The sequence below is a fragment of the Streptomyces sp. NPDC006314 genome (assembly GCF_040613075.1).
Classification (GTDB): domain Bacteria; phylum Actinomycetota; class Actinomycetes; order Streptomycetales; family Streptomycetaceae; genus Streptomyces.
Genome location: NZ_JBEXRL010000010.1, coordinates 219,594 through 244,501, shown reverse-complemented (window position 1 = coordinate 244,501; position 24,908 = coordinate 219,594). Strand labels below are relative to the sequence as shown.

At 71.4% G+C, this 24,908-nt stretch carries 26 protein-coding genes and 2 pseudogenes; 19 read left to right on the top strand and 9 right to left on the bottom strand.

Annotated elements, in window-relative coordinates:
- Positions 1-30 precede the first annotated feature (30 nt).
- From ABZ079_RS20710 to ABZ079_RS20680, 7 genes are all read left to right on the top strand, one after another.
- Positions 31-705: a UbiX family flavin prenyltransferase gene (locus ABZ079_RS20710; protein ID WP_356940872.1), complete on the top strand. Its 675-nt coding sequence runs from the start codon at positions 31-33 to the stop codon at positions 703-705.
- A 67-nt stretch (positions 706-772) separates the two neighbouring features.
- Complete coding sequence (locus tag ABZ079_RS20705) at positions 773-1,228, top strand: Lrp/AsnC family transcriptional regulator (RefSeq protein ID WP_356940871.1); 456 nt, start codon at positions 773-775, stop codon at positions 1,226-1,228.
- A gap of 38 nt (positions 1,229-1,266) precedes the next feature.
- A complete protein-coding gene (mqnE, locus tag ABZ079_RS20700; RefSeq protein WP_356940870.1) occupies positions 1,267-2,430 on the top strand; it encodes an aminofutalosine synthase MqnE in 1,164 nt (387 codons plus the stop codon).
- A 105-nt stretch (positions 2,431-2,535) separates the two neighbouring features.
- Positions 2,536-3,186: a UdgX family uracil-DNA binding protein gene (locus ABZ079_RS20695; RefSeq protein WP_356940869.1), complete on the top strand. Its 651-nt coding sequence runs from the start codon at positions 2,536-2,538 to the stop codon at positions 3,184-3,186.
- A 16-nt stretch (positions 3,187-3,202) separates the two neighbouring features.
- Positions 3,203-3,727 carry a GNAT family N-acetyltransferase gene (locus ABZ079_RS20690; protein WP_356940868.1) on the top strand — a complete coding sequence of 175 codons (525 nt, stop codon included), beginning with the start codon at positions 3,203-3,205 and terminating at the stop codon, positions 3,725-3,727.
- 99 nt (positions 3,728-3,826) lie between these two features.
- Positions 3,827-4,126 carry a DUF4229 domain-containing protein gene (locus tag ABZ079_RS20685; RefSeq protein ID WP_356940867.1) on the top strand — a complete coding sequence of 100 codons (300 nt, stop codon included), beginning with the start codon at positions 3,827-3,829 and terminating at the stop codon, positions 4,124-4,126.
- A 47-nt stretch (positions 4,127-4,173) separates the two neighbouring features.
- On the top strand, positions 4,174-4,863 hold the full coding sequence (locus ABZ079_RS20680; RefSeq protein WP_356940866.1) for a TetR/AcrR family transcriptional regulator: 690 nt from the start codon (positions 4,174-4,176) through the stop codon (positions 4,861-4,863).
- An 88-nt stretch (positions 4,864-4,951) separates the two neighbouring features.
- On the opposite strand, the gene ABZ079_RS20675 is transcribed toward ABZ079_RS20680, so the two are convergent.
- Entirely contained in the window at positions 4,952-5,839 is an 888-nt protein-coding gene (locus ABZ079_RS20675; RefSeq protein ID WP_356940865.1) for a MaoC/PaaZ C-terminal domain-containing protein, read from the bottom strand.
- A 533-nt stretch (positions 5,840-6,372) separates the two neighbouring features.
- On the opposite strand from ABZ079_RS20675, the gene ABZ079_RS20670 reads away from it, so the two are divergent.
- The 3 genes and pseudogenes from ABZ079_RS20670 to ABZ079_RS20660 all read left to right on the top strand — a co-directional run.
- Positions 6,373-8,313, top strand: coding sequence for a long-chain fatty acid--CoA ligase (locus ABZ079_RS20670; RefSeq protein ID WP_356940864.1), 1,941 nt, complete (start codon positions 6,373-6,375; stop codon positions 8,311-8,313).
- Between the two features lie 167 nt (positions 8,314-8,480).
- Entirely contained in the window at positions 8,481-9,362 is an 882-nt protein-coding gene (locus ABZ079_RS20665; protein ID WP_356940950.1) for a LysR family transcriptional regulator, read from the top strand.
- Positions 9,363-9,460: 98 nt separating this feature from the next.
- Positions 9,461-9,705, top strand: a pseudogene (locus tag ABZ079_RS20660) (DUF397 domain-containing protein); the annotation flags it as partial.
- Here ABZ079_RS20660 and ABZ079_RS20655 read toward each other — a convergent pair.
- From ABZ079_RS20655 to ABZ079_RS20645, 3 genes are all read right to left on the bottom strand, one after another.
- Positions 9,664-10,314 (bottom strand): methyltransferase domain-containing protein, encoded by a 651-nt coding sequence (locus ABZ079_RS20655; protein WP_356940863.1) that lies wholly within the window; start codon positions 10,312-10,314, stop codon positions 9,664-9,666. The pseudogene ABZ079_RS20660 and the gene ABZ079_RS20655 overlap by 42 nt on opposite strands.
- Positions 10,315-10,427: 113 nt before the next feature.
- A complete protein-coding gene (locus ABZ079_RS20650) occupies positions 10,428-10,742 on the bottom strand; it encodes an AzlD domain-containing protein (protein WP_356940862.1) in 315 nt (104 codons plus the stop codon).
- The gene (locus ABZ079_RS20645) at positions 10,739-11,431 is read right to left on the bottom strand and encodes an AzlC family ABC transporter permease (protein WP_356940861.1); all 693 of its coding nucleotides are present in this window, start codon (positions 11,429-11,431) and stop codon (positions 10,739-10,741) included. Before ABZ079_RS20645 ends, ABZ079_RS20650 begins: the two co-directional genes overlap by 4 nt.
- A 68-nt stretch (positions 11,432-11,499) precedes the next feature.
- Here ABZ079_RS20645 and ABZ079_RS20640 point away from each other — a divergent pair, with 68 nt between their 5' ends.
- Positions 11,500-12,063: an XRE family transcriptional regulator gene (locus ABZ079_RS20640; RefSeq protein WP_356940860.1), complete on the top strand. Its 564-nt coding sequence runs from the start codon at positions 11,500-11,502 to the stop codon at positions 12,061-12,063.
- A 112-nt stretch (positions 12,064-12,175) separates the two neighbouring features.
- On the opposite strand, the gene ABZ079_RS20635 is transcribed toward ABZ079_RS20640, so the two are convergent.
- Positions 12,176-12,379: a cold-shock protein gene (locus tag ABZ079_RS20635; RefSeq protein WP_003992177.1), complete on the bottom strand. Its 204-nt coding sequence runs from the start codon at positions 12,377-12,379 to the stop codon at positions 12,176-12,178.
- Positions 12,380-12,665: 286 nt separating this feature from the next.
- Here ABZ079_RS20635 and ABZ079_RS20630 point away from each other — a divergent pair, with 286 nt between their 5' ends.
- From ABZ079_RS20630 to ABZ079_RS20605, 6 genes are all read left to right on the top strand, one after another.
- Entirely contained in the window at positions 12,666-13,514 is an 849-nt protein-coding gene (locus ABZ079_RS20630; RefSeq protein WP_356940859.1) for a menaquinone biosynthesis protein, read from the top strand.
- A gap of 178 nt (positions 13,515-13,692) precedes the next feature.
- Positions 13,693-16,119, top strand: a complete 2,427-nt coding sequence (locus ABZ079_RS20625; protein WP_356940858.1) for a PQQ-binding-like beta-propeller repeat protein — start codon at positions 13,693-13,695, stop codon at positions 16,117-16,119.
- A 138-nt stretch (positions 16,120-16,257) separates the two neighbouring features.
- Positions 16,258-17,103, top strand: a complete 846-nt coding sequence (locus ABZ079_RS20620; protein ID WP_356940949.1) for an A24 family peptidase — start codon at positions 16,258-16,260, stop codon at positions 17,101-17,103.
- 123 nt (positions 17,104-17,226) lie between these two features.
- Positions 17,227-18,426: a cyclic dehypoxanthinyl futalosine synthase gene (mqnC, locus tag ABZ079_RS20615; protein ID WP_356940857.1), complete on the top strand. Its 1,200-nt coding sequence runs from the start codon at positions 17,227-17,229 to the stop codon at positions 18,424-18,426.
- 7 nt (positions 18,427-18,433) lie between these two features.
- Positions 18,434-19,084 carry a hypothetical protein gene (locus ABZ079_RS20610; protein WP_356940856.1) on the top strand — a complete coding sequence of 217 codons (651 nt, stop codon included), beginning with the start codon at positions 18,434-18,436 and terminating at the stop codon, positions 19,082-19,084.
- A gap of 191 nt (positions 19,085-19,275) precedes the next feature.
- Complete coding sequence (locus ABZ079_RS20605) at positions 19,276-19,971, top strand: demethylmenaquinone methyltransferase (protein WP_356940855.1); 696 nt, start codon at positions 19,276-19,278, stop codon at positions 19,969-19,971.
- A gap of 12 nt (positions 19,972-19,983) precedes the next feature.
- Here ABZ079_RS20605 and ABZ079_RS20600 read toward each other — a convergent pair whose 3' ends face one another.
- Both ABZ079_RS20600 and ABZ079_RS20595 read right to left on the bottom strand, forming a co-directional pair.
- Positions 19,984-20,292 (bottom strand): PASTA domain-containing protein, encoded by a 309-nt coding sequence (locus ABZ079_RS20600; protein WP_356940854.1) that lies wholly within the window; start codon positions 20,290-20,292, stop codon positions 19,984-19,986.
- Positions 20,293-20,402: 110 nt separating this feature from the next.
- Positions 20,403-20,921, bottom strand: coding sequence for a GNAT family N-acetyltransferase (locus tag ABZ079_RS20595; RefSeq protein ID WP_356940853.1), 519 nt, complete (start codon positions 20,919-20,921; stop codon positions 20,403-20,405).
- Between the two features lie 47 nt (positions 20,922-20,968).
- Between ABZ079_RS20595 and ABZ079_RS20590 the strand changes: the two genes are divergently transcribed.
- Positions 20,969-22,303: a geranylgeranyl reductase family protein gene (locus ABZ079_RS20590; protein WP_356940852.1), complete on the top strand. Its 1,335-nt coding sequence runs from the start codon at positions 20,969-20,971 to the stop codon at positions 22,301-22,303.
- Here the strand turns inward: ABZ079_RS20590 and ABZ079_RS20585 are convergent.
- Together ABZ079_RS20585 and ABZ079_RS20580 are read right to left on the bottom strand one after the other, a co-directional pair.
- Positions 22,278-22,763: pseudogene (locus ABZ079_RS20585) on the bottom strand (peptide deformylase); the annotation flags it as partial. The gene ABZ079_RS20590 and the pseudogene ABZ079_RS20585 sit on opposite strands and share 26 nt — an antisense overlap.
- 206 nt (positions 22,764-22,969) lie before the next feature.
- The gene (locus ABZ079_RS20580) at positions 22,970-23,800 is read right to left on the bottom strand and encodes a C40 family peptidase (RefSeq protein ID WP_356940851.1); all 831 of its coding nucleotides are present in this window, start codon (positions 23,798-23,800) and stop codon (positions 22,970-22,972) included.
- A 741-nt stretch (positions 23,801-24,541) separates the two neighbouring features.
- On the opposite strand from ABZ079_RS20580, the gene ABZ079_RS20575 reads away from it, so the two are divergent.
- Complete coding sequence (locus ABZ079_RS20575) at positions 24,542-24,901, top strand: NADH-quinone oxidoreductase subunit A (RefSeq protein ID WP_030420561.1); 360 nt, start codon at positions 24,542-24,544, stop codon at positions 24,899-24,901.
- The last annotated feature ends 7 nt before the right edge of the window (positions 24,902-24,908 follow it).

The window sequence follows — 24,908 nt, the reverse complement described above, 5'->3', positions numbered from 1 at the left end:
CCCTGGGCAACCCGCCGGTACGCTCAAGGTGTGAACGCAGGAGAAACGCAGCGCGCGCCTTGGATCGTGGGGGTGTCCGGAGCTTCCGGGACGCCGTATGCGGCTGCCGTGCTGCGGGCGCTGCTGGGGGCGGGGGAAGCGGTGGACCTGGTGGTCAGCCGGGCCTCGCGGCTGACACTGCTGGACGAGACGGGGATCCCGTTCCGGGACGCCCACTGGCAGGACGACCTGCGGGAATGGCTGGCCCGGGGCGCCGACGGCAAGCCCGGGACCTTCGATGTGGACGTCAGCGGGGTGCGGTACTGGGGCGCGGGTGACCTCGCGGCCGGGCCGTCCTCGGGGTCGTACCCGGCGAAGGGGATGCTCATCGTGCCCGCCTCCACGGCCTGTGTGGCCGGTGTGGCGCTCGGCCTGTCGAAGGACCTGCTGCAGCGTGCGGCGAGCGTCACGCTGAAGGAGCGCCGGACGCTGGTCGTCGCGGTGCGGGAGACCCCCTTGAACGGTCAGACGCTGCGGCACCTCGTCGCGCTGGACGATGCCGGGGCGGCGGTCGTGCCGGCCTCGCCCGCCTTCTACGCGGGTGCCGTACACATCCAGGATCTGGTGGACTTCGTCGCGGGGCGGGTGCTGGACGCGGCGGGCGTCGGGCACGGCCTGTACCGGCGGTGGCAGGGCGAACTGGGCGGCGGCAGGCCCGACCAGTAGAGCCCGGCGGAGCAAGGCGCAGTACCTCATCACACTTCGGAACTCTTCAGTGGAAGGCTTCGATCGCATGGACGCGGTGGACAGGCAGCTCATCCAGGCCCTGAGGGAGAACGGCCGGGCCTCCTACGCGGAGCTGGGGCGCCTCGTCGGCCTGTCGGGACCCAGCGTCACCGACCGCATCAACCGGCTGGAGGCGGCCGGAGTCATCACCGGCTACCGCGCCACGGTGAACGCGGCCTCCCTCGGCCTCGGCGTCACCGCCCTGATCGGCATCTCGCTCTCGGATGCCGCGGACCACGAGGACGTGGCGCAGCGGCTGCGGGACCTGCCGGAGATCGAGGACTGCTGGTTCATCGCCGGCGACGACTCCTTCATGCTCAAGGTGCGCTCGACGGACGTGGACGGCCTGGAGAAGACGATCCGGCGGCTGAGCGGGACCAGGGGCGTTTCGCGGACCCGCACCACGATCGTGCTCTCCACCAAGTGGGAGAACCGGGTCGGCGAGCTGCCGGAAGAGGTCTAGGGATACCGTTGGTCGGGCTGTCGGAGAAAGGTGTTGGCATGGACGTCGGGCTCAAGCGCGAGCTGGAGGAGAAGGTCCGCTCCGGTGAGCGGCTGACCCGCGAGGACGGCATCGCGCTGTACGAGTCGGACGACCTGGCCTGGCTCGGCGGCCTCGCGCACGAGGTGCGGACCCGTAAGAACGGTGACGTCGTGCACTTCAACGTCAACCGGCACCTGAACATGACCAACGTGTGCACCGCCTCCTGCGCCTACTGCTCGTTCCAGCGCAAGCCGGGCGAGAAGGACGCGTACACGATGCGCATCGAGGAGGCCGTCAAGCTCGCCAAGGCGATGGAGTCGGACAACCTCACCGAGCTGCACATCGTCAACGGGCTGCACCCGAACCTGCCCTGGCGGTACTACCCCCGGTCGCTGCGGGAGCTGAAGGCCGCCCTGCCGAACGTCTCGCTGAAGGCCTTCACGGCCACGGAGATCCACCACTTCGAGACGATCTCGGGGCTGAGCGCGAGCGAGATCCTGGACGAGCTGATCGACGCGGGGCTCGAGTCCCTCACCGGCGGCGGCGCCGAGATCTTCGACTGGGAGGTCCGGCAGCACATCGTGGACCACAGGACCCACTGGGAGGACTGGTCCCGCATCCACCGCTTGGCGCACGAGAAAGGCCTGAAGACCCCGTGCACCATGCTCTACGGCCACATCGAGGAGCCCCGGCACCGCGTCGACCACGTGCTGCGGCTGCGTGAGCTGCAGGACGAGACCGGCGGCTTCCAGGTCTTCATCCCGCTGCGCTATCAGCACGACTTCGTGGACATGAAGGACGGCAAGGTACGCAACCGGCTCCAGGCCCGGACGCAGATGGCGACCGGCGCGGAGGCCCTGAAGACCTTCGCGGTCTCCCGCCTCCTCTTCGACAACGTCCCGCACGTGAAGGTCTTCTGGGTCATGCACGGCGTGCAGACCGCCCAGCTGGCCCTCCAGCACGGCGCCGACGACATGGACGGGTCGGTCGTCGAGTACAAGATCACGCATGACGCGGACAACTTCGGCACGCCGAACAAGCTGACCCGCGAGGACCTGCTTGACCTGATCCGCGACGCCGGCTTCCGCCCGGTGGAACGCAACACGCGCTACGAGATCATCCGCGAGTACGAGGGCCCCGACCCGGCGCGTCGTGACGCCCCCCAGCCGATGCGCGTCTGACACCCGAAGGGGCGCGGGAACCGCGCGACCAGCCACGACGCAGCCGCCGGGCGACGGGCGAGCACCTCCTCGTTCGCCGCCACGGACGAGGGGTACCCGTGCGGCATGCCTACCGCAGAGGCGCCCGAGGATCAGTACACCGCGGAGCCCTTCGTTCCCGAGGGCGCCGGTCTCGCCGCCCTCCGCGAAGCCGCCGCCGGCTGTCGTGGCTGCCCCCTGCACCGGGACGCCACCCAGACCGTGTTCGGGACCGGGAAGTCCGACGCACGCGTGATGCTCGTGGGCGAGCAGCCCGGTGACCAGGAGGACCGCCAGGGCAAGCCCTTCGTCGGCCCCGCCGGCAAGCTCCTGGACCGTGCCCTGGAGGAAGCCGGTCTGGACCCGGCGGACGCGTACGTCACCAACGCCGTCAAGCACTTCAAGTTCACGCAGGCCGAGCCGCGCAAGCGGCGGATCCACAAGGCGCCGAGCCTGCGGGAGATGACCGCGTGCGGGCCGTGGCTCGCGGCCGAGCTGGCGATCGTGGAGCCCGAGCTGATCGTGGTGCTGGGCGCGACGGCCGGGAAGGCGCTGCTGGGTTCGTCGTTCCGGGTGGGTGAGGTGCGCGGGACCGTACTGGAGCGGGAGATCCATGGGCGGGCGGAGCGACTGGTGCCCACGGTGCACCCGTCGTCCGTGCTGCGGGCGGACGACCGGGAGGGTGCGTACCAGGGGCTGGTGGCCGATCTGAAAGTGGCTGCGCGCGCACTGGCGTAATAGCTAGGCTGCGCGCATGACCCTTACCTTCACGTTGGACCCCGCCCTCACCGCGCCCCTGCGCGACGGCATCCTGGACCTGTGGACGGACGTCTCCAACGCGGGCGGGGCCGTCGGCTTCGTGGCGCCCGTGACCCGCGAGGACATCCGGCCCGATCTGGTGAGCCACTTCGTGGCCATGGCCGAGGGCCGTCACCGGCTGCTCGTCGGGCACGACGCGGCGGGCGAGGTGGCCGCGACCGCGTTCCTCTCCTTCAACAAGCACCGGCTGCAGCGGCACTGGGTGTGGCTGTACACGGTGATGGTCCACCCCCGGCACCAGGGCAAGGGATACGGCCGCGAACTGCTGGCGGCCGCCGCGGAGGCGGCCCGCACCTTCGAGGGCATCGACGCGATACGGCTCGGCTGCCGGGGCGGCCACGGCCTGGAGCACTTCTACGCGTCCTGCGGCTACAAGGAGGTCGGCAGGGTGCCCGACGCCATCCGGGTCGCCCCGGGTGACGACCGCGACGACATCACCATGCTGCTGCCGCTCACGTGAGGCGTCCCACCCGCTGCCGAGATCGTCGATCCGGCATGCTTCACTGGACGATGCCCGATATGGGTTCTCCGACCGTACGACACGGAAGAGTGGATTGAGATGCTCCGCTACACGCTGATGCGCCTCGGCGTCTTCGCCGGCTGCCTCGTGGTCGTCTGGGGAGCCGTCTACTCCGGCATCTTCCCGCGCGGCTACGGCAACGCCAACTTCCTGTGGGTCCTGCTGCTCGCCATGGTGCTCTCGGCGCCGATCAGCTGGGTGGTGCTGCGCAAGGAGCGGGAGCGGGCCTCGGTGCAGGTCGCCGGCAGGGTCGACCGGATCAAGGCCAACCTGAATGCCAATCGCAGCCAGGAGGACGGCGTCGACGACACCGCCCACGCCCAGGGCCAGCCCTCCTGACCGAGTACACGGCTCCGGGTGCCCCGGGCCCCAACTAGTCTTGCCCCATGGGTGCCGTGAAGACCAAGCGGATGCCGCGTGCGGTGCGGGAGCAGCAGATGCTCGACGCCGCCGTACAGATCTTCGGCCGACGGGGGTACATGGCCGCGTCGATGGACGAGATCGCCGAACTGGCGGGCGTGTCCAAGCCGTTGGTGTATCTGTACCTGAACTCCAAGGAAGACCTCTTCACGGCGTGCATCCGCCGGGAGGCCGCCGCGCTGACCGAGGCGGTACGCACCGGTGTGCGGACGGACCTGCCCGCCGACCGGCGACTGTGGGACGGGCTGCAGGCGTTCTTCGCGCACACCGCCGAGCACCCCGACGCCTGGTCGGTGCTGCATCTGCAGGCCCGTACCCACGGTGAGCCGTTCGCGGCCGAGGTCGCAGCGATGCGCGAGGAGATCGTCGCGTTCGCGACCCGGCTGATCGCGATCGCGGCCCGGGAGGCCCTCCCCCGAACTCTCGGCTGTGCTCGGGCAGGGAGGGACCCCCATGACCCCGACCTGCCCGAGCGCGAGGTCGCCGGGCTGGCCGAAGCACTGGTCGGGGCGGCCGAGTCCCTCGCCGCCTGGGCCAACACCACGCCCGGCGTCACGGCCCGCCAGGCGGCGGCCACCCTGATGAACTTCGCCTGGGCGGGTCTGGGCAACCTGATGCGGGGACGCCCTTGGACCCCGTCGGCTGAGGAGGTCTAGCGCCGCCGAGGGCGCCTTGCCAGCCGGGTGCGGGTGTGCGCCGGGTCGCAGCCACGAACCACCCGCGCCCGGCAATGGCGACGCACCCCTACGGCGTCCGGCTCGGTGCCCCTCCCGGCAGTGGCCGTACCTCCCCGGCCAGATGGAGCCTGCCACCCGCGCCCCGGAGCTCGAAACGGCCGGCGCCGTCCGCACCGTAGTTCACCGTCCCCGGCAGCAGCACGGGCGCCCGGAACCCGGCCCGTACCACGGCGGAGCCGCCCGTGCCGTGGGCGGCCAGGCAGCGGGCCACGGTCCACATGCCGTGGGCGATGGCCCGGGGGAAGCCGAACAGGCGGGCGGTGAGCGGGTGCAGGTGGATGGGGTTGCGGTCGCCGGAGGCCGCGCCGTACCGGCGTCCCACATCCTCGGCCAGCCGCCACTCGGCGACGACGGGCAGCGGGGTGCCGTCCTCACGCGCCTCGGGTGCCGTACCGCCCGCGGCGCGGTGCCGGGCCAGGTAGGTGCTGCGGGACTCCCAGGCGAGGCCTCCGCCGGAGCGCAGTTTGGTCACCACGGTGGCCTCGGTCCCGCGCCGGTGCGGGGCGAGGCCGTCGATGTGCACGGCGAGTTCGTACTCCCCGCAGGCGGGCAGCTCGGCGTGGCCGGTGATCTCGACGGACGTGTGGACCAGGCCCAGCAGCGGGAGCGGGAAGTCCCCGCCGCTCATCAGGCGCATGGCCAGCGGGAAACCGAGGACGTGCGGGTAGGTGACGGGCAGCGCGGCCGCTCCGGTACCGCCGGCGGCACCCGTGGCGATGCCGCACACGCGCTCGTATGCGGCCAGCTTCGCCAGGTCGACACGCAGGCCGGGCAGCACGAGGCGGGTGCGCGGGAAGCCGGCGTCCGGGGCGGGGCGCTTGAAGGGGGAGCGCAGGGCGCCCCGGGCCAGCAGCGGGGCCAGTGCGGGGGCCGAGGTCAGGGTGACGGTGGTCATCAGGCCCCCAGCAGGCTCTGGCCGCAGACACGGACGACCTGGCCGTCGACGAGGGAATGGCCCGGTGCCGTGCGGGTGAGGCTCAGGCAGCGGTCGGCCATGTACAACTCCCGCGTGCAGTGGTTCCGGAGGGCTGACAAACTTACTGTTAAGTAAGGTTACCGGAGGTAAGTCGTGGGGGCCACTGCCACGGCGCGGGTGGGGAGAAGGCCGAGACGAGGCCCATCGAGCCACCCCGCGCAGGCGGGTCGCGGCCGTGAACCGCCGGCTCCGCACTGGGCGGAGGCGGGGCCGAGCGGGCGAGGCCGGGATCCGGGGCGGGGCCCTGTGGGTCCGTCCTCCGGCCGGCAGGGCGGACAAGGCACTGAAGTTGAATCCCCCTCACATGACCCCTGAGGCTGCACATCCCCGGCCCCGGACCGCCCCCGAACCCGCACAACCCCCTCACGGTGGACCCGTACGATCACCTGCCCAGCTGGCGATAACCGTCTCTGCGGCTCATCGCCGGTGTACGCACGCCTGAGGAGCCGCCCGTGTCCACCCCGCACCCGAATGCCCCCGTCTCCTCAGGCGCTCCCGTCTCCGCCACCGACTACGACGGCCTCCCGGTCCTGGTGGAGCCTGAGATCCGGCGGCTGGACGGAGCGGTACGGGAGGCGTCCGTACCGCCGTTCGCGCCACCGGTCACCCATGGCTCGCTGGCCGACCTGCCGTTCGAGAACGCCGAGGCGGCCCCCGGCGCGACCGTGCTCAGCCGCAGGCTGCCCGACGGCCGCTGGGCGGACGTGACGGCCGCGCGGTTCGCCGAACAGGTACGCGTGGTGGCCAAGGGACTGATCGCCGAGGGGCTGCTGCCGGGCGACCGGATCGCCGTCATGGCCCGTACCCGGTACGAGTGGACCCTGCTCGACTTCGCCGCCTGGGCGGCCGGCCTGGTCACCGTCCCCGTCTACCCCACCTCCTCCGTCTTCCAGACCCGCTGGATCCTGCACGACTCCGGCGCGGTCGCCCTGATCACCGAGACCGTGGGCCAGGCCTCCGCCCTCGGCCCCGAGCTGCAGCACCTGCCCGACCTCAGACATGTCTGGGTGATGGACAAGGAGCACGTGGAACGCCTCGCCGAGGCGGGTGCGCAGGTACCGGACGGCGAGGTGGATGTACGCCGGGGCATGCTGGGCCCCGACACGCTCGCCACACTCATCTACACCTCGGGCACCACCGGCCGCCCCAAGGGCTGCGCCCTCTCGCACGGCAACTTCTTCGCCGAGGTCGACAACGCCATCGAACTGCTCCACCCGGTGTTCAAGGCGCAGAACGACGAACCGTCGGTCCTTCTCTTCCTGCCCATGTCCCACGTCTTCGGGCGGATGGTGGCCATCGCCTGCGTCCGTGCGCGGGTACGCCTCGGCCACGCCCCGAGTCTGGCGGCGGAGGACCTGCTCCCGGACCTGGCCGCCTTCCAGCCCACCTGCCTGCTGACCATCCCCTACATGCTGGAGAAGGTCTACAACTCCGCGCGGTCCAAGGCGGAGGCGGGTGGCCGGGTGGCGGTCTTCGACCGGGCGGCGGCCGTGGCCCGGCGCTACGGCGAGGCGGTCGAGGCCAAGCAGACCGGCACCGGCGCCGGCCCGGGCCGCGCCCTGAGGACACAGCGCACCTTCTACGATCCCCTCGTCTACCGCCGCATCCGGGCCGCCATGGGCGGCCGCGTCCGGTACGCCATCTGCGGCGGCTCCCCCCTCGGCCGGCGTCTCGCCGCGTTCTACGCCGGCGCCGGCATCGAGGTCTTCGAGGGCTACGGCCTCACGGAGACCACCGGCGCGTCCACGGTCACCCCGCCCCTCAAACCCCGCCTGGGCACGGTCGGCTGGCCCATGCCCGGCACGCGGGTGCGGATCGCGGCGGACGGCGAGATCCTCCTCGCCGGCGACCACGTGCTGCGCGGCTACTGGGACCCGCAGGCGGGCGGAGTGGTCCCCGCGACCCGCGACGGCTGGCTGCCGACGGGAGACCTCGGCGAGCTGGACGACGAGGGCTATCTCACCATCACCGGCCGCAAGAAGGAGCTGCTGATCACGGCGGGCGGCAAGTCGGTGGCCCCGGCTCCGCTGGAGAACTGGCTGCGCCAGCACCCGCTGATCTCCCAGGTGATGCTGGTCGGTGACGCCCGCCCGTACGTGGCGGCCCTGATCACCCTCGATCCCGACGGCATCACCCACTGGCGCCAGATGATCGGCAAGCACCCGGTGCCGCCGGAACTCCTCACCGACGATCCCGAGTTGCGGGCCGTCCTCCAGCGCGCGGTGGACGAGACGAACCGACTGGTCTCCCGCCCCGAGTCCATCCGCCGCTTCGCCGTCCTGCCGGTGGACTTCACCGAGGAGGCGGGCCACCTCACCCCGTCGATGAAACTCCGCCGGGACCGGGTCCTGCGGGACTTCGCGACACAGGTCGAGGGCCTGTACGAGCGCTAGGCGGTCGGCACCCGCTCCTCGCCGGTCCCGCCTCGTCCGGACTCGGCGGGGCGTGGAGCGGGTTGCCGCCTGGGTCGGTCGCGGCCCGGACATGAGTCTCGTACGCCCCCCGGAAGCCAGTCAATCCTTGGGTTTCCTCGCCAAACCATAGTGTTAGCTTGGGTGTTGTGACTCTGGAGGACCTCCGTGTGTTCGTGGCCGTGTGCCGGGCGGGCAGTCTCAGCGCGGTCGCCCGTGACCTGGGCTGCACCCAGTCCGCCGTCAGCCAGCACGTCAGACGGCTGGAACGGGAGACCGGGGTGGCCCTGCTCGAACGCCAGCCGCGCGGGGTGATCCCCACCCGGGCCGGCCGCCTCCTGGAGACCGCCGCGGTCGAGGGCGTCAACGCCCTCGACCTCGCCGTACGGCAGCTGCGCGACCTGGTCGACGGCCACAGCGGCCACGTCCGCGTGGCCACCGGCGCCACGACCGTCCGGCACTTCATGTCCGACGCGGTCGTCACGTTCCGCCGCCGCCATCCCACGGTCAACCTGGAGTTCCGCACGGTCAGTTCGGGCCGCGACAGCTTCGACGCCCTCGCCGACGGCACGCTGGACCTGGCCTGGATCACCATCGGCCCACCGGTGCGGGGCATCGAGCAGCGGACGGTCGTGGAACTGCCGTGGCTGCTCGCCGTCCCCGCGGACGACCCGCTGGCCGGCCGCCCGCACCTGGACCCCGGGGAGCTGGCCGGTACCCGGCTCATCCGCCTCCCCCCGAACTCCACGTCCGCCGCCCACCTCGAAGCGGCGTGCGCCGAGCGCGGCGTCCGGATCGGGTACGAGCCGAGCGTCGCCGACTGGGACACGGCGCTGCTCCTCGCCGAACTGGGCGTGGGCCGGGCGGTCGTGCCCGCCGTGCCCGGCCTTCCCGTCCCCGGCGAGGGCCCGCTGCGCCTGGTCCCGCTGCCCGGCCTGCGACCCCTCCCCGTCGGCTGGGCCGTCCGCCGCTGGGACGCGCTCAGCCCTCCGGCGCGGGCCTTCGCGGACACGGTCGCCGCGATGCGCTGAGCGCCGGTTCCACCCAGACGGTCTTGCCGACGTCCCGCCTGTCGACACCCCGGAGGGACGCCGGCACCTGGGCGACGACCAGCCCTCGCGCGTAGACCGAGGAACTCGCCTGGTTCAAGTCCAGCTACAGCGGTGGTGAGGGCGGCGAGTACGTCGAACTCGCCTACGACCGGCACAACTCCAGCCACGGCAGCGGTGAGGGCGGCGATTGCCTAGAGGTCGCCCCCCACCCCACCGCCGTCCACATCCGAGCCTCCAAGCGCCCCTCCGCCCCCACCTCACCGTCACCCCCGCCGCCTGGTCAGCCTTCCTTCTGGGCGAGGAGGAACGCCTGCGGGACTGACTCCCCGAGTGCGTCCACGGGCTCCCGCACCGTGCTGGAGCGCAGGGTGAAGCCCGCCTCGGACAGCAGCTCCGCCATCCGCTCGGGGCGGCGCCGGTGGAAGTCCAGTACCACGGGACGGCCCCACGGACGGTCGAGCCGGAGCGGTGCCTCACCCACCTGGAAGGCGAGCAGGACCCGGCCGCCCGGCGCCAGCACGCGGCGGAACTCGGCCAAGAGAGCGGGGAGTTCGTCCACGGGTGTGTGGATGCTGGAGTACCAGGAGACGACCCCGGCCAGCGAACCGCTGGCGACGGGGAGCTCCAGCATCGACCCCTGCTCGAAGCGCAGCGCAGCGTACTCGCGGCGGGCGATTGCGATCATGGACTCGGAGAGGTCGAGACCGAAGACGGACAGGCCGAGGCCGGCGAGGTGCGAGGTGACCGCGCCGGGGCCGCAGCCGAGGTCGGCGACGGTGCCGCCGGGGCCGACCTGTCCGGCGTACGCGGCGAGTAGGGCCCGTTCGAGAGGCCTGTCGGCGAGCGGGTTCCGGAAGTGGTCGGCGTAGTCCTCGGCGACGGAGTCGTAGAAGGTGCGGGTGGCGGTGAGGAAGTCCTCGGCGTCGGTCATGGGCAGGGACCGTAGCGGGCCGCGGTGACACCCCCCTTGGGCTGCTTCCCTCGGTCAGGGCGTCCCAGCGGGGGATGCCGGGCCGATGAACCACGCGACGGCGGTGTCTTCACCTAGCCCATTCCCGCCAGCCGCAGCAGTGCCGTCGTCACCGCCGCGGCCAGGACCACCACGGCGAACGGCGCCCGGCGCCAGGCCAGGACTCCGCCGACCAGGACGCCCGTCGGGCGGGCCCATCCCGCGAAGCCCCCGTCCTCGGTCAACGCGCCCGTGGCCAGCAACGCGACGAGCAGCACCACCGCACCCGCCGACGCCAGCTCCTGTGTTCGGGGCGGGACCGTCACCCGGCCGTGCAGCACCGGCCCCACCAGCCGGAAGGCGTACGTCCCCACCGCCAGGGCCAGGATCACGGCGACCGTGGCGTTCATGCGGCGGCTCCCCGGGCAGGCCCGCGGTGCAGGAACAGTCCGGCGAGGGCGAGCAGCACCGGCACCCCGGCCGGCACGGCGGGCGTGGCCGCCAGGGCCAGGGCGGCGCCGAGCAGGGCGCACCGCCGTACCGTCGCGTCCGCGCGCAGGGCGGGCAGGACCAGGGCGACCAGGACGGCGGGGAACGCGGCGTCCAGGCCGTAGCGTGCCGTGTCCCCGAGGGCGCTGCCCGCGAGCGCGCCGGCCAGGACACCGATGTTCCACACGGCGAACAGCCCGAGCCCGGAGATCCAGAAGGCCCGCCGCTGCCGTGCCAGGTCCGGCTGGGCGAGGGCGAAGGCGACCGTCTCGTCGGTGACCAGATGGGCACCGAGGAAGCGGGTCGCGCGGCCGGTGCCGATGATCTCGGCCACGGCGAGGCTGAAGGCCGCCGTCCGGGTGTTCAGCAGCAGCCCGGTGGCCGCGGCGGCGACCGGGCCGCCCCCGGCCAGGAGCACGCCCACCGCGCTGAACTGCGCCGATCCGGCATATACCACCAGCGACATCAGCACCGGCACCCATACCGGCAGCCCGCCGGCGACGGAGACGGCACCGAAGGAGACGCCGACGATGCCGCTGGCCAACCAGACGAGCGAACTGTCCCGGAGCAACGAGTCGGCGCCCTGCGGTGTTCGTTGTAGCGAACGCATGTTTTCTAGAATGGACAGCACCTACCCTGTCCGTCAAGGCGAACGATCGTACCGATGGAGCGAACGACATGTCCGAGGTTCCCGCCCGGCTCCCGATGGAGTGGATCGCCGCGTCCCTCAAGCGTGAGCGCACCCGCGCCGGACTCTCCCTGTCCGAGCTGGCCAAGCGCGCCGGAATCGCGAAGTCCACGCTGTCCCAACTGGAGGCGGCGAGCGGAAACCCGAGCGTGGAGACGATCTGGGCGCTGGGTGTCGCCCTCGGCGTCCCCTTCAGCGTGCTGGTCGAACAGCCGACACCGAGCGTCCAGGTGATCCGCGTCGGTCAGGGGCCGGCGGTCGCCTCCGAGCAGGCCACCTTCGTCGGCACGCTGCTGTCGGCGAGTCCTCCCGGGGCCCGGCGGGACATCTACCAGGTCCGGGCGGAACCGGGCTCGGCGCGGGTGGCGGAGCCGCACATCCCGGGCACGGTCGAGCATCTGATCGTCGGCACGGGCCGGGTGAAGGCGGGACCGGCCGGGGAGGAAGCCGAACTGAATCCCGGCGACTACATGACCTATCGGGGGGATGTGGCCCACTCGTACGAGGCGCTGGCGCCGGGCACGACCTTCGTCCTCGTTATGCAGCACACATAGGGAATGCGCCAGGGATTCACGGAGGGAGTGGACGGGGAAAGGCAGGAGCCCCGTCGCCGGACGGCGCGGGGCTCCTTGGGTACTGCACTCAGGTTCTGCGATCAGGCAGTGATCAGACGGGGGTGACGTTCTCCGCCTGCGGACCCTTCGGACCCTGCGTCACGTCGAAGCTCACCTGCTGGTTCTCCTCGAGGGAGCGGAAGCCAGAGGCGTTGATCGCGGAGTAGTGAACGAAGACGTCGGGGCCGCCGCCCTCCTGGGCGATAAAGCCAAAGCCCTTTTCGGCGTTGAACCACTTAACGGTTCCGGTAGCCATAAGCCCTCCTTGGGCCCAAAAGGGTTGCCCTGCTCCAGAACCTGCACGTGCGAAACGGTGCTGCACAACTGCATTCGTCTGAAAACGACGAGAGCCTGCGGTTACATGCTCCGCAGGCTCTGTACTGCAAGGGAAACCAAACTGCAACTTGCGGCGAGCCTAGCACGCGGGCAGCCGAAAGCAATAGAGGTCAAGATCACGTCACCCGGATGTTTGAACGCTCGCTAGTCCGTTTGGCGGCGGGGCCGGTCCGGGCACCGTACCGCACGGGGTCTAGTCTCGCGATGTGGACAATTCTCGCACCCGGCCGCGCGTCGGCCACATCCAGTTCCTGAACTGCCTGCCCCTCTACTGGGGGCTCGCGAGAACCGGCACGCTCCTCGACTTCGACCTGACCAAGGACACCCCGGAGAAGCTCAGCGAGCAGATCGTGTACGGCGACCTCGACATCGGCCCCGTCACCCTGGTCGAGTTCCTGCGCAACGCCGACGACCTCGTCGCCTTCCCGGACATCGCCGTCGGCTGCGACGGCCCGGTGATGTCCTGCGTGATCGTCTCCCAGGTCCCCCTCGACCGGCTGGACGGCGCCCGGGTCGCCCTCGGATCCACCTCCCGCACATCCGTCCGCCTGGCCCAGCTCCTGCTGGCCGAGCGCTACGGCGTTCAGCCCGACTACTACACCTGCCCGCCCGACCTCAGCCTGATGATGCAGGAGGCCGAGGCCGCCGTCCTCATCGGCGACGCCGCCCTGCGCGCCAACCTCATCGACGGCCCCCGCTACGGCCTCCAGGTGCACGATCTCGGCGCGCTCTGGAAGGAGTGGACCGGTCTGCCGTTCGTCTTCGCGGTCTGGGCGGCCCGCCGGGACTATCTGGAGCGCGAGCCGTTCATCACCCGCAAGGTCCACGAGGCCTTCCTCGCCTCCCGCAACCTCTCCCTGGAGGAGGTCGGCAAGGTGGCCGAGCAGGCCGCCCGCTGGGAGGCCTTCGACGAGGCCACCCTGGAGCAGTACTTCACCACCCTCGACTTCAGCTTCGGCGCGCCGCAGTTGCGGGCCGTCGCCGAGTTCGCCCGCCGGGTGGGCCCGACGACGGGTTTCCCGGCGGACGTGAAGGTGGACCTGCTGCAGCCGTAGGAACCCCGGCGCCGCGCCGGAGGCAGCCGAGGAACCGGCAGGCGTCGTCCCTCGTCCGCCCCTGCCGTCCCGCCGTTCCCCGCCGTCACTACTGTGTGCGCGTTGGCGCACATCAGCCGCCCACCGTCACGGCGGGCGCGGTACGGCACACGACGGGGAAGGACGGGGACGACCCGCCATGGAGACACTGCAGCCGGACGATCCGCGCCAGTTGGGCAGCTACCGCATGCTGCGCAGACTCGGAGCCGGCGGCATGGGCCGGGTCTACCTGGCCCGTTCGCCCGGTGGCCGGACCGTCGCCGTGAAGGTCGTACGCCCCGACCTCGCCGCCGACACCGGCTTCCGCGACCGCTTCCGGCACGAGGCCGAGATCGCCCAGGCCGTCTCCGGCCGGTACACCGCCGCGGTCGTGGACGCCGACCCCGAGGCACCGCTGCCCTGGCTGGCCACCTCGTACGTCCTCGGCCCCGATCTGACCGAGGTCGTCACCGCGCACGGCCCGCTGCCCGAGCACACCGTCCGCGCCCTGGGCGCCGGGCTCGCCGCCGCCCTCCAGGAGATCCACGCGGCAGGGCTCATCCACCGCGATCTCAAGCCGTCGAACGTCCTGCTGGCCGCGGACGGCCCCCGCGTCATCGACTTCGGCATCGCGCGGGCGGTGGACGGCACCCGGATGACACAGACCGGAGTCGTGGTCGGCTCGCCCGGCTACATGCCCCCGGAACAGGCGCTGGGCAAGGACGTCGGCCCGGCGGGCGACGTGTTCTCCCTCGGCGCCGTGCTCGCCTTCGCCGCCACCGGCCGCAGCGTCTTCGGTGACGGGGCCGCCTCGCACGCGGCGATGCTCTACCAAGTCGTCCACGGCGAAGCCGATCTGACGGACATACCGCGGCCCCTGCTCGGCCTGGTCCGGGCCTGCCTGCTCAAGGACCCGGCCGGCCGCCCTGCCCCGGGCGAGATCGTGACGGCACTGGCCCCGCAGGGCGTCGAGGGCGTGCTCCGCGACTGGCTGCCGTCGGCGGTGGCCTCCACGATCGCCACGCACGCGGCCGGGATCCTGGATCTCGAGGCGCCGGAGCAGCAGCCGGCAGCGGGCGGCGCCGGTTTCGGACCGGCGCCGACCATGCCCGGCGGAGCGCACACCCCTGCGGGCACCCCGGCGGCGGGATACGGCCATCCACCGGCACCGCGGCCGGGATACGGCACGCCACCGGCGGGCACACCCTCACCCGGGCCGGGATACGGCACGTCAACTCCGGTCACCGCACCGGGTCACGGAACACCACCGGGCGCAACTCCCGCCCCCACCACGCCGCTCGGCGCCCAGCCCGGCACCGTGCAGCTGGACGGCGGCACCGCGACCGCCGCCTCGCCCTCCCGTCGCCGTGTCGTATCCCTCGCCCTCGGCGGTGCCGTCGCGGTCGCGGCCGTCGGCGGGGGAACGGCCTGGTGGTTCGGCCGGAACACCGAGAGCGGCGAGGCGTTGGCCGGCGCCGGCGGAACGGGCGGCAAGGGCGCCTCGGGCGAGCCCGCCGCCGAGAACTTCACCACCCCGCCCGCCGGAGTGGCCCCACAGCCGCTGTGGGCGAGCAGCGCGTCCGAGGACAGCACGGCGACCGACGTACCGCTGCTCTCCTGCGACGGCCTGCTCCTCGTCAGCGGCGACCCGCTGGTGGCGTACGACGTGAAGACGGGGAGGAAGCGCTGGTCCAAGGACGGCATCTGCCGCGCCGGAGCCCAGCTCCTGTTCCACGGCGGCAAGGTGTTCCTCGGTGACGGCGACTACGACGGCTATCTGGTCGCCTACGACGTCGCGACCGGCGACGAGGCCTGGCGCAGCCGGCTCGGCAAACGGCTGAGCATCGAGCGGACCATCGCCATCGACGACAGGAACGTCTACGTCGCCCTGACCGACTACGGCCAGGCCAACAGCGCCACCCGGTACCGCACGGCCGTCGCCGGGATCAGCCACACCACCGGCAAGGCGGTGTGGCTGCAGCACCGCGACTGGGGCACGAAGGACTACGACGTCCGGGGCTCCGTCTCCGGCAAGTACCTGGTCTACGCCGACTCCAACTACAACGTCACCGCCCGCGACACCGCCACGGGCGAGCAACTGTGGACCAAGAAGATCGGCGACGACTGGTTCTGGCAGCCGACGGTCGCGAACGGGCTGGTGTTCCTGCCGGGGGACAAGCTGACGGCCGTGGACGTCGAGACGGGCGCCACCCGCTGGACGCTGTCGCCGAACGGCCGCCGCGGCTTCAACACCCCCACGGTGATCGACGGCGTCGTCTACGTCAGCGACCACGACCGGGGCATCTGGGCCGTCGACGTCGAGAACGGCAAGCGGATCTGGCTGTCCACGGACGGGGACAGCCACCGGCCCCCGGAGACGTTCCTCAAGGCCGGCACGACGCTCTACGGCGCGTCCGGGGTCCTGCCCAACGGCGGGATCTTCGCCCTGGAGGCCAGGACGGGCAGACTCCGCTGGTTCTACGACGACAACGACGGCGACGTGGACGCCGAATGGCAGATGAGCCTCTCCGGCAACCGGCTGCTGGTGACGCACGGCCCGAAGATCTACGCGCTGCCGGCCGTCTGAGCCGGACACGGGTGCACGGGGCGGCCGAATGTCCGTAGGCTGCTCGGCGCACTTCCGGCAACCTTCGAGGACACCCGCCATGGCGCTGCGCAGCACGGTGAGTTCGACGGAAGACCGGACCGCGTGAGCGCGGCCGGGCTGGCCACGGGGGCGCTGGTGCTCATCTCGGCGCTGTGGGGCGCGGCGGCGGGCGCGCTGCTGCCTCGGGCCGCGTACCGCTTCGCCGTCCCGTCCGGCGAGTCCTGGCGGACCCGGTGTCCCGGCGGCCATCCGCTCCGCGGGTGGCTCGGAGGGACGGCGTGCCGGGAGTGCACACGTGACCGGGAGCGCGCACGAGACGTCGGGGGCGAGGGGCGGGCACGAGAGGCCGGGGGCGAGGTGCGCGCAAGGGGCCTCGGGGGCGAGGGGCGCGGGGGCGCGTACCTCACGGAGGACGCGCCGTACGCTCCCTCCGCCCCCCTCCTCGCCACCGCCACCGCCCTCACCTGCGCCGCCCTCGCCGCCGCCACCGGCACCCGGCCCGAGCTGGCGGTCTGGCTGCTGCTCGCGCCGGTCGGGGTGCTGCTGGCCGTGGTGGACTTCCGGGTGCAGCGGCTGCCCGACCCGTTGACCCTGCCGCTCGCCGCCGCAGCGCTCGCCCTGCTCGGCCTCACCGCGCTGCTGCCCGAGCACGCCGGCCACTGGCTCACCGCGCTCTACGGCGCCCTCGCCCTCGGCGGCGGTTACTACGTGCTGTACCGCGTCAACCCGGCCGGCATGGGCTTCGGTGATGTGAAGCTGGCCGTGGGCATGGGCGCCCTCCTCGGCTGGTACGGCTGGCCCACCGTGCTGCTCGGCACCTTCGCCGGGTTCCTGCTCGGCGCGCTCTACGGCGGCGCGCTCGTCGTCGCCCGGCGGGCGGGCCGCAAAACGGCGATCCCGTTCGGTCCGTTCCTGATGGCCGGCGCTTTCGCCGGGCTGCTGATCGGCGCGTACGCGGCCTGACGTCTTCCGCCGGAAACGGCTGGCGTAGGCTGGTTCGGTCTGCCCACCCGTCTCCCACCGCCACTCCGTACGAGCGCTTCGCGCACTGTCCATGATTCAACCCTTGACGAAAGGGACGCCCTGGTGACCGAGAAGGCCGACCTCCAGTCTGTCCTCGACCGTGCCGCCGCCGGTGGGCGGATCACCCCGGAAGAGGCGCTCGCCCTCTACCGCGACGCGCCCCTGCACGCCCTGGGCGCCGCCGCCGACGCCGTGCGCCGCCGCAAGTACGCCGGCGTCGAGCACATCGCGACGTACATCATCGAGCGCAACATCAACTACACGAACGTGTGCGTCACGGCGTGCAAGTTCTGCGCCTTCTACGCGGCCCCCAAGGACACGGCCAAGGGCTGGACCCGCGATCTCGACGACATCCTGCGCCGGTGCGCGGAGACCGTGGAACTGGGCGGCACCCAGGTCATGTTCCAGGGCGGTCACCACCCGGACTACGGCGTCGAGTACTACGAGAAGCACTTCCGGGCCATCAAGGAGGCCTTCCCGCAGCTGGTGATCCACTCGCTGGGCGCCTCCGAGGTCGAGCACATGGCCCGGATCTCCGGTGTGCCGGTCGAGGAGGCCGTCACCCGCATCCACGAGGCCGGTCTGGACTCCTTCGCGGGCGCCGGCGCCGAACTCCTGCCCGAGCGTCCGCGCAAGGCCATCGCCCCGCTGAAGGAGAGCGGCGAGCGCTGGCTGGAGATCATGGAGATCGCGCACCAGCTGGGCGTGGAGTCGACGTCCACCATGCTCATGGGCACGGGCGAGACGAACGCCGAGCGCATCGAGCACCTGCGCATGATCCGGGACGTGCAGGACCGCACGGGCGGCTTCCGCGCCTTCATCCCGTACACCTACCAGCCGGAGAACAACCACCTGAAGGGCCGCACCCAGGCGACCCTCTTCGAGTACCTGCGGATGATCGCGGTCGCCCGCCTCTTCCTCGACAACGTCCGGCACATCCAGGGCTCGTGGCTGACCACCGGCAAGGAGGTCGGCCAACTGTCCCTGCACTACGGCGCGGACGACCTCGGCTCGATCATGCTGGAGGAGAACGTGGTCTCCTCGGCCGGTGCCAAGCACCGCTCCAACCGCCAGGAGATCATCGACCTGATCCGCAAGGCGGACCGCGTCCCGGCGCAGCGCTCGACGACGTACGAGCACCTCGTCGTGCACGACGACCCGGCGAACGACCCCGTCGACGACCGCGTGGTCTCCCACTTCTCCTCCACGGCGATCGAGGGCGGCACGGCCCACCCCGAGCTGAAGCTGCTGGCGTCCAACTGAGCCTGGCATGCTGACGATTCACGCCGCGGACCTGCTCGTCACCGGCGATCCGCAGCGGTCACCGATGCCCGGGGGCGCGATCCTGGTCGACGGCCGGGTGATCGCGTCCGTCGGCCCGTACGCGGAGGTGGCGGCCGCGCACCCGTCGGCCCGGGTACGGCGCTGGCCGGGGCTCATCGCGCCCGGCCTGCTCAACCCGTACGGGCCGGAACTGCTGGAGCAGGCCTACCACCCCGACCCGCGCGAGGCCGCAGAACTGGGCACCGAGCCGATCACGGGCGAGGCACTGACCGCCCTCGGCATGACCGACGCGCGGTGGGGCGCGAGCGCCCGGCGCGGGGTGCAGCGGATGCTGGCGCACGGGACGGTGGCGGTGGCCGGGAACCTGTGGCGGCCCGCCGTGGCGGACGCCGTGCACCGGGCGGGGCTGTCGAGCGAGGAACGGTGCGAGGCCCCTGCGGGACCGCCGGGCCTGGACCCCCTGGCCGGGTCCCGCACCCTCGGCGAGGCGATCCTCATGCCGATCCCGCCGCATGAAGGGTTGCACGCCACCTTCGCCGTGTTCGACGTTCCCGACGAGGCCGCCCTCGTCGAGCGCGGAGCCATCACCTGTGTGGCGACCGTCATCGACGGCCGCCTGCTGTACCGCCGCCGCTAGACCGGCCGGAGCGCGCGCCGGGGGCGTGCGTCCGGCTCAGCCCGCGAGGGCCTGGCCGGACGCCCCCGAACTCTGCGGCACCCCACCGCGGTCGGTCACCGCATCGTCCTGCTGCGCGGCTGGGTGGAGGACCCCGCGGCACGCGGGAAGCCGAGGGCCCTGCCGTGAGGCCGTGCTGCCACAATGGACGGGTGACCCGCGCTTCCCTGAACAAGCAGCCGCACGAAGTCGCCTCGATGTTCGACGACGTGGCGGAACGGTACGACCTGACGAACGCCGTGCTGTCGCTCGGCCAGGACCGGCTCTGGCGCAAGGAGGTGGCGAAGGCCGTCGACGCGCGCCCCGCGCAGAAGGTCCTCGACCTCGCGGCCGGTACGGCCACCTCCTCGCTGCCCTTCGCGCAGACGGGCGCGTACGTCGTCCCCTGCGACTTCTCCCTCGGGATGCTGCAGGTCGGCAAGAAGAAGCACACCTGGCTGCCGTTCACGGCGGGCGACGCGACCAAACTGCCGTTCAGGGACGACACCTTCGACGCCGTGACGATCTCCTTCGGGCTGCGCAACGTGCAGGACACGGACGCGGCCCTGCGGGAGATGTACCGGGTGACGCGGCCCGGCGGGCGCGTGGTGATCTGCGAGTTCTCGCACCCCACCTGGGCGCCCTTCCGGACGGTCTACACCGAGTACCTGATGCGGGCGCTGCCTCCGGCCGCCCGAGCGGTGTCCTCGAACCCGGACGCCTACGTCTACCTCGCCGAGTCGATCCGTGCCTGGCCCGATCAGCCCGCCCTCGCCGAACAACTGCGCAAGGCGGGCTGGTCGAAGGTGGCCTGGCGCAACCTCACCGGCGGTGTGGTCGCGCTGCACCGGGGCTTCAAGCAGAGCTGACCCCCCGGCGTCTCACCGGTCGATCATCTCGAAGGCGTCGCCGGGCTCGCCCAGCTCCCGCTGGAGTCCGCCGGTGGGCGGCCGGGGGATGCGTGGTTCGCGCATGCCTCCGCCGCCCTCGCCCTCACCGAAGTCGAACCACACGTACACCATCGAGTCCGGCGGCACCTCGGCACCGGGCTGCGGATACTGGCGTACGACGTAGTCGACGACCATGCGGGGGAAGTCCGGGCGGTCCGGCGCGTTGAGGAACAAGCCCCGTGCCCGGGCCGTTTGGCGCGCGTCCATGGCCATCAGGCCGACCAGACGCGGAACGCGCACTTCGGGTGTTTTGGGTGTTATACGCACAGATGTCACCCCCAGTGGTACAGGAAGGGTAACTCCCGCGCACCCCGCCCCGGAAGAACCTGGTGGCTTTCTGTGACATATCGCTACTGTGCGTAATTAAAGGCGAGTCGGAAGCAGAGCGCCGGCCCCTGCGGCGTGGGGTGCTCGTAGGTCTCCGCCGGCTCCATGCCGAGTCGCCGGGCCACCGCGATCGACCGCTCGTTGCCCGGCCGGACCATCGCCACCACACCCGGCACCCCGGCCGCCCGCACCCGCCTGAGGGTCTCCCGTCCCGCCGCGGTGACGTATCCCTTGCCCCAGTGCGCCCGTCCGAGCCGCCAGCCGATCTCTATCTCGCCGGCCGGCCCCCAGTCAGGCCGCCAGGGCTGCGCCCCGGTGAAACCGATGACCTCTCCGGTCTCGTCCAGCAGCGTCCACAGGCAGAAGCCGCGCTCCGCGTCGTGACGCCGCTGGCGCGCGGTGAGTTCCTCGTAGACCGACAGCGCCGCGGGTTTGCCACCGTGGAACTCCATGACCTCGGGGTCGTCGAAGACCCGGTGCCAGGCGACCGCGTCCTCGTGGGTGGGAACGCGCAGCCGTACCGCGGGGAGAGGTCGGTTCACAGGGCAGCCCTTCAGACGGGTGATCAATTCTGCTGAATAGACTGCCCATGTCCAGTGCCGGTCGGCACGCATATTTCGAACCTTGGGGAGATCCCGCCGTGACCGAGCCCCTCTCCGACAACACCGCCGATGTGATCGTCGTGGGCGCGGGGCCAGCCGGCTCCACGACCGCGTACCACCTCGCCAAGGCCGGCCTCGACGTCCTGCTCCTGGAGAAGACCGAGTTCCCGCGCGAGAAGGTCTGCGGTGACGGCCTCACCCCGCGCGCGGTCAAGCAGCTCGTCGCCATGGGCATCGACATCTCCGAAGAGGCCGGCTGGCTGCGCAACAAGGGCCTGCGCATCATCGGCGGCGGCAGCCGTCTCCAGCTGGACTGGCCGGATCTCGCCTCCTTCCCCGACTACGGTCTGGTCCGCAAGCGCGACGACTTCGACGAGCAGCTGGCCCGCAACGCCCAGAAGGCCGGCGCCCGCCTGTACGAGCGCTGCAACGTGAGCGCGCCGATCATCGACGACCGCACCGGCCGTATCACCGGCGTCACCGCCAAGCTCGGCGAGGAGAAGCGAGAGGCCCGATTCCACGCGCCGCTCGTCGTCGCCGCCGACGGCAACTCCACCCGCCTGTCCCTCGCGATGGGCCTGCACCGCCGCGAGGACCGCCCGATGGGCGTCGCGGTCCGCACCTACTTCACCTCCCCGCGCCACGGCGACGACTACCTGGAGTCCTGGCTGGAACTGTGGGACCGCCGCGGCCCCCAGGACCGCCTGCTGCCCGGCTACGGCTGGATCTTCGGCATGGGCGACGGCACGTCCAACGTGGGCCTCGGCGTGCTGAACACCTCCGACTCCTTCAAGGAGCTGGACTGGCGCGAGGTACTGAAGGCCTGGTGCGCCTCCATGCCGGAGGACTGGGGTTACACCCCGGAGAACATGACCGGCCCGATCCGCGGCGCCGCACTGCCCATGGCGTTCAACCGGCAGCCGCACTACACCAAGGGCCTGCTGCTCGTCGGCGACGCCGGCGGCCTGGTGAACCCCTTCAACGGCGAGGGCATCGCCTACGCCATGGAGTCCGGCCAGATCGCCGCCGACGTCATCGTCCAGGCCCACGCGCGGGCCACGCCCGACCAGCGCGAGATCGCCCTGCAGCGCTACCCGCGCATCCTCAAGGACACCTACGGCGGCTACTACACCCTCGGCCGCGCCTTCGTGAAGCTCATCGGCAACCCGAAGGTCATGCAGATCGCCGCCCAGCGCGGCCTCACCCATCCGCTGCTGATGAAGTTCACCCTGAAGCTGCTGGCCAACCTCACCGACCCCACGGGCGGCGACGCGATGGACCGCATCATCAACGGCCTCAGCAGGGTGGCCCCGAAGGCGTGAGCACTCCCTGGGTCCGGCTCAGGGCCTCGGCCTTGGCGGATCGGCGGGCGTGCACCTCGTCCCGCCGGTCCGCCATCTGCCGCAGTGCGTCCTTTTTCTCCCGCTTGGAGATCCGGTCCAGGGAGACGTACCGCGTTGCTGTGGCCGGTCTCGTGGGCGAGGCGGCGCGCGAAGTACCCCGTGCCCTCCACGGCCGGCGCATGGCCGTCCTTGTCCCGGCCGCGTACGACGGCCCGCTCCGGCCGCGGCACGGCCATCACGGCCCCCGGCACCGACAGACACCCCTCGTCCTCGTCCAGCAGCCGTCGCCCGGTCAGAGGCGCTTCGAGCACCGGATGGATGATGTGCCCGACATGCCGGATATCTTCGCCATCGGGGCAGTCGTACGCAACGGGCGCGGATCGCCGCCGACCTGATCGGCCGTCAGCCCCGCCTCGTCGGCGACGTACGCAGCGGTCCGAGCCGAGCGTTTCAGGGAGGAGCCGAGCCGGGCAGCCCGGCAAGGAGCGGACCGGGCGGCCCGAAGAAGGAGCGGACCGGGGCAGCCCGGGAGAACCGCGAGCTGTGCGCCCGGCGAAGCCGCGAGCCGGGCGGCACGGGAAAGGCGCAAGGGCCGCTGCCCCCGAGCGGCTGCGGCCCTATGCGCGTGAGAGGTGCGAGGTGCGCTCAGAGCACCCGCACCGCGCCGGTGGGCGGGTCGTACGACAGCGGCCTCTCCACGACACCGGTGGAGGGGTTCTGCGCACCGACGAACATACCGTCGCCGACGTACACGCCCACGTGGTACGCGCTGCCGGCGCTGCCCCAGTACAGGATGTCGCCCGGCTGCAGGTTGCTCAGCGAGACCTGGGTGCCGGCGGTCGACTGGTCCTGGGAGACGCGCGGCAGGCTGATGCCGACCTGCTTGAAGGCCGTCTGCACCAGGCCGGAGCAGTCGTAGGCGGAGGGTCCGGTGGCGCCGGAGACGTACGCCTTGCCGACCTGTGCCTTGACGAAGCTGATCACGGCAGCGGCCGAGCCGGTGGCCGTGGAGGTGCTGGTGGAGGTGGTGGTGGAAGTGGAAGTGGTGCCGGTGCTCGCCGTGGTGGAGAGCGTCGTCCGCTCCGCGTTGCGGGTGGCGCGCGCGGCGGCCTCCTTGCGGGCGACCTCCTCGGCCTTCTTCTTGGCCTCCGCCGCCTTCTGCTTCGCCTCTGCGAGGTCCGCCTTGGCCTGCTTCGCGGCCTTTGCGGCGGCCGCGTCACGCTCGGCCTGCAGCTGGTAGTTCGCGGCGGCCTGCTGGGTCGCGTCCGCGGACCTGGCGGCCTGAGCGGCCAGATCGGCCGTGAGGGTGGGCAGTTCGAGGGTCTGCGTCACCGGCTCGGCAGCGTTCGCCGAACCGGATGCCCCGGCGACTGCCAGGGTGCCGAGGACGCCACCGGCAACTCCGGCCCGCATCGCGAGGGTCGACGCGCTGCGGCGGGGCTTCCGGTGGCTGCGTATGTGAGCGGTGTGGGACATGGGAACAACCGGTACCAGGGGCTCCTTCATATCTTCAAGAAACGTGTGCTGCGCCACAGTTGTTCAATCTGCCCCCGAATCCCGGGCGTGTTGTTCTTTATTGACGCCGTAACGGACATTGTGGACGCCTGTGATCAAGGCCTTGATCACGGTCTTTGATCATTACGTCCGAATTGCCCGTCGCTTACCACTGGTTGGACTGGTTGGCCAAGCCCGGCTCTTGGGGATCTCTCATCGGTGTGGCGGAGGTCACGGAACGGCCACCGGAAGGATGGCGTCCGGTGCGCGCCGAGCTCGTGAACGCGTGCACGTGCCGGGACCCGCGTCCACATCCCGCCCGGCCGTCCCTCCGATGTGTGAACGCCGTCCACTACCAGGGCTCCGCACCCCACACCAATTTGCATGCAACGGAAGTCTCTTGATATTGAGACGCCCCCTCCGGCCTGCGATGACAAGCCAGAATGTCACTTCTGGTGATCAAGTGAACGCTTCGAGTGCGAAGATCACTCATCATCCGCCTTCATGATCCTTCGTCAGGTGGTGGAGATCACAAAGCTTGTGGAATACCCCGTGTCGCAGATCACAGAGCGGCGGGCATAAGATGCGAGGCAGTTGGGCTTGTGACCTGCTTCACATGTTCTCGATCTTCGCCCGGGACGAGCGGGGCTCGTGGGACCGGTGAGGCAGGCGAGTCCAGTGCAACCGCCAGCAGTCAGCGCCGACTGAGAGGAGCGAGGAGCGGTGAACGCGTATGCGCCCATCCTCGTACTGGGAGCCCTCGGGGCAGGCTTTGCGATCTTCTCCGTGGTCATGGCCACGCTGATCGGTCCGAAGCGGTACAACCGCGCCAGGCTCGAGGCCTATGAGTGCGGTATCGAGCCGACCCCCACGCCGGCCGGCGGCGGGCGCTTCCCCATCAAGTACTACCTGACGGCGATGCTCTTCATCGTCTTCGACATCGAGATCGTCTTCCTCTACCCCTGGGCCGTCACCTTCGACGCCCTGGGGATCTTCGGGCTCGTGGAGATGCTGCTCTTCGTGCTCACCGTCTTCGTCGCGTACGCGTACGTATGGCGGCGCGGCGGCCTGGAATGGGACTGAGGGGCCT

Excerpts from the sequence above, each read along its gene's own strand:
- ABZ079_RS20705 (WP_356940871.1), top strand. The coding sequence starts at position 773 with ATGGACGCGGTGGACAGGCAGCTCATCCAGGCCCTGAGGGAGAACGGC.
- mqnE (WP_356940870.1), top strand. The coding sequence starts at position 1,267 with ATGGACGTCGGGCTCAAGCGCGAGCTGGAGGAGAAGGTCCGCTCCGGT.
- ABZ079_RS20695 (WP_356940869.1), top strand. The coding sequence starts at position 2,536 with ATGCCTACCGCAGAGGCGCCCGAGGATCAGTACACCGCGGAGCCCTTC.
- ABZ079_RS20690 (WP_356940868.1), top strand. The coding sequence starts at position 3,203 with ATGACCCTTACCTTCACGTTGGACCCCGCCCTCACCGCGCCCCTGCGC.
- ABZ079_RS20685 (WP_356940867.1), top strand. The coding sequence starts at position 3,827 with ATGCTCCGCTACACGCTGATGCGCCTCGGCGTCTTCGCCGGCTGCCTC.
- ABZ079_RS20680 (WP_356940866.1), top strand. The coding sequence starts at position 4,174 with ATGGGTGCCGTGAAGACCAAGCGGATGCCGCGTGCGGTGCGGGAGCAG.
- ABZ079_RS20675 (WP_356940865.1), bottom strand. The coding sequence starts at position 5,839 with ATGACCACCGTCACCCTGACCTCGGCCCCCGCACTGGCCCCGCTGCTG.
- ABZ079_RS20655 (WP_356940863.1), bottom strand. The coding sequence starts at position 10,314 with ATGACCGACGCCGAGGACTTCCTCACCGCCACCCGCACCTTCTACGAC.
- ABZ079_RS20650 (WP_356940862.1), bottom strand. The coding sequence starts at position 10,742 with ATGAACGCCACGGTCGCCGTGATCCTGGCCCTGGCGGTGGGGACGTAC.
- ABZ079_RS20645 (WP_356940861.1), bottom strand. The coding sequence starts at position 11,431 with ATGCGTTCGCTACAACGAACACCGCAGGGCGCCGACTCGTTGCTCCGG.
- ABZ079_RS20640 (WP_356940860.1), top strand. The coding sequence starts at position 11,500 with ATGTCCGAGGTTCCCGCCCGGCTCCCGATGGAGTGGATCGCCGCGTCC.
- ABZ079_RS20635 (WP_003992177.1), bottom strand. The coding sequence starts at position 12,379 with ATGGCTACCGGAACCGTTAAGTGGTTCAACGCCGAAAAGGGCTTTGGC.
- ABZ079_RS20625 (WP_356940858.1), top strand. The coding sequence starts at position 13,693 with ATGGAGACACTGCAGCCGGACGATCCGCGCCAGTTGGGCAGCTACCGC.
- ABZ079_RS20610 (WP_356940856.1), top strand. The coding sequence starts at position 18,434 with ATGCTGACGATTCACGCCGCGGACCTGCTCGTCACCGGCGATCCGCAG.
- ABZ079_RS20590 (WP_356940852.1), top strand. The coding sequence starts at position 20,969 with ATGTCCAGTGCCGGTCGGCACGCATATTTCGAACCTTGGGGAGATCCC.
- ABZ079_RS20580 (WP_356940851.1), bottom strand. The coding sequence starts at position 23,800 with ATGTCCCACACCGCTCACATACGCAGCCACCGGAAGCCCCGCCGCAGC.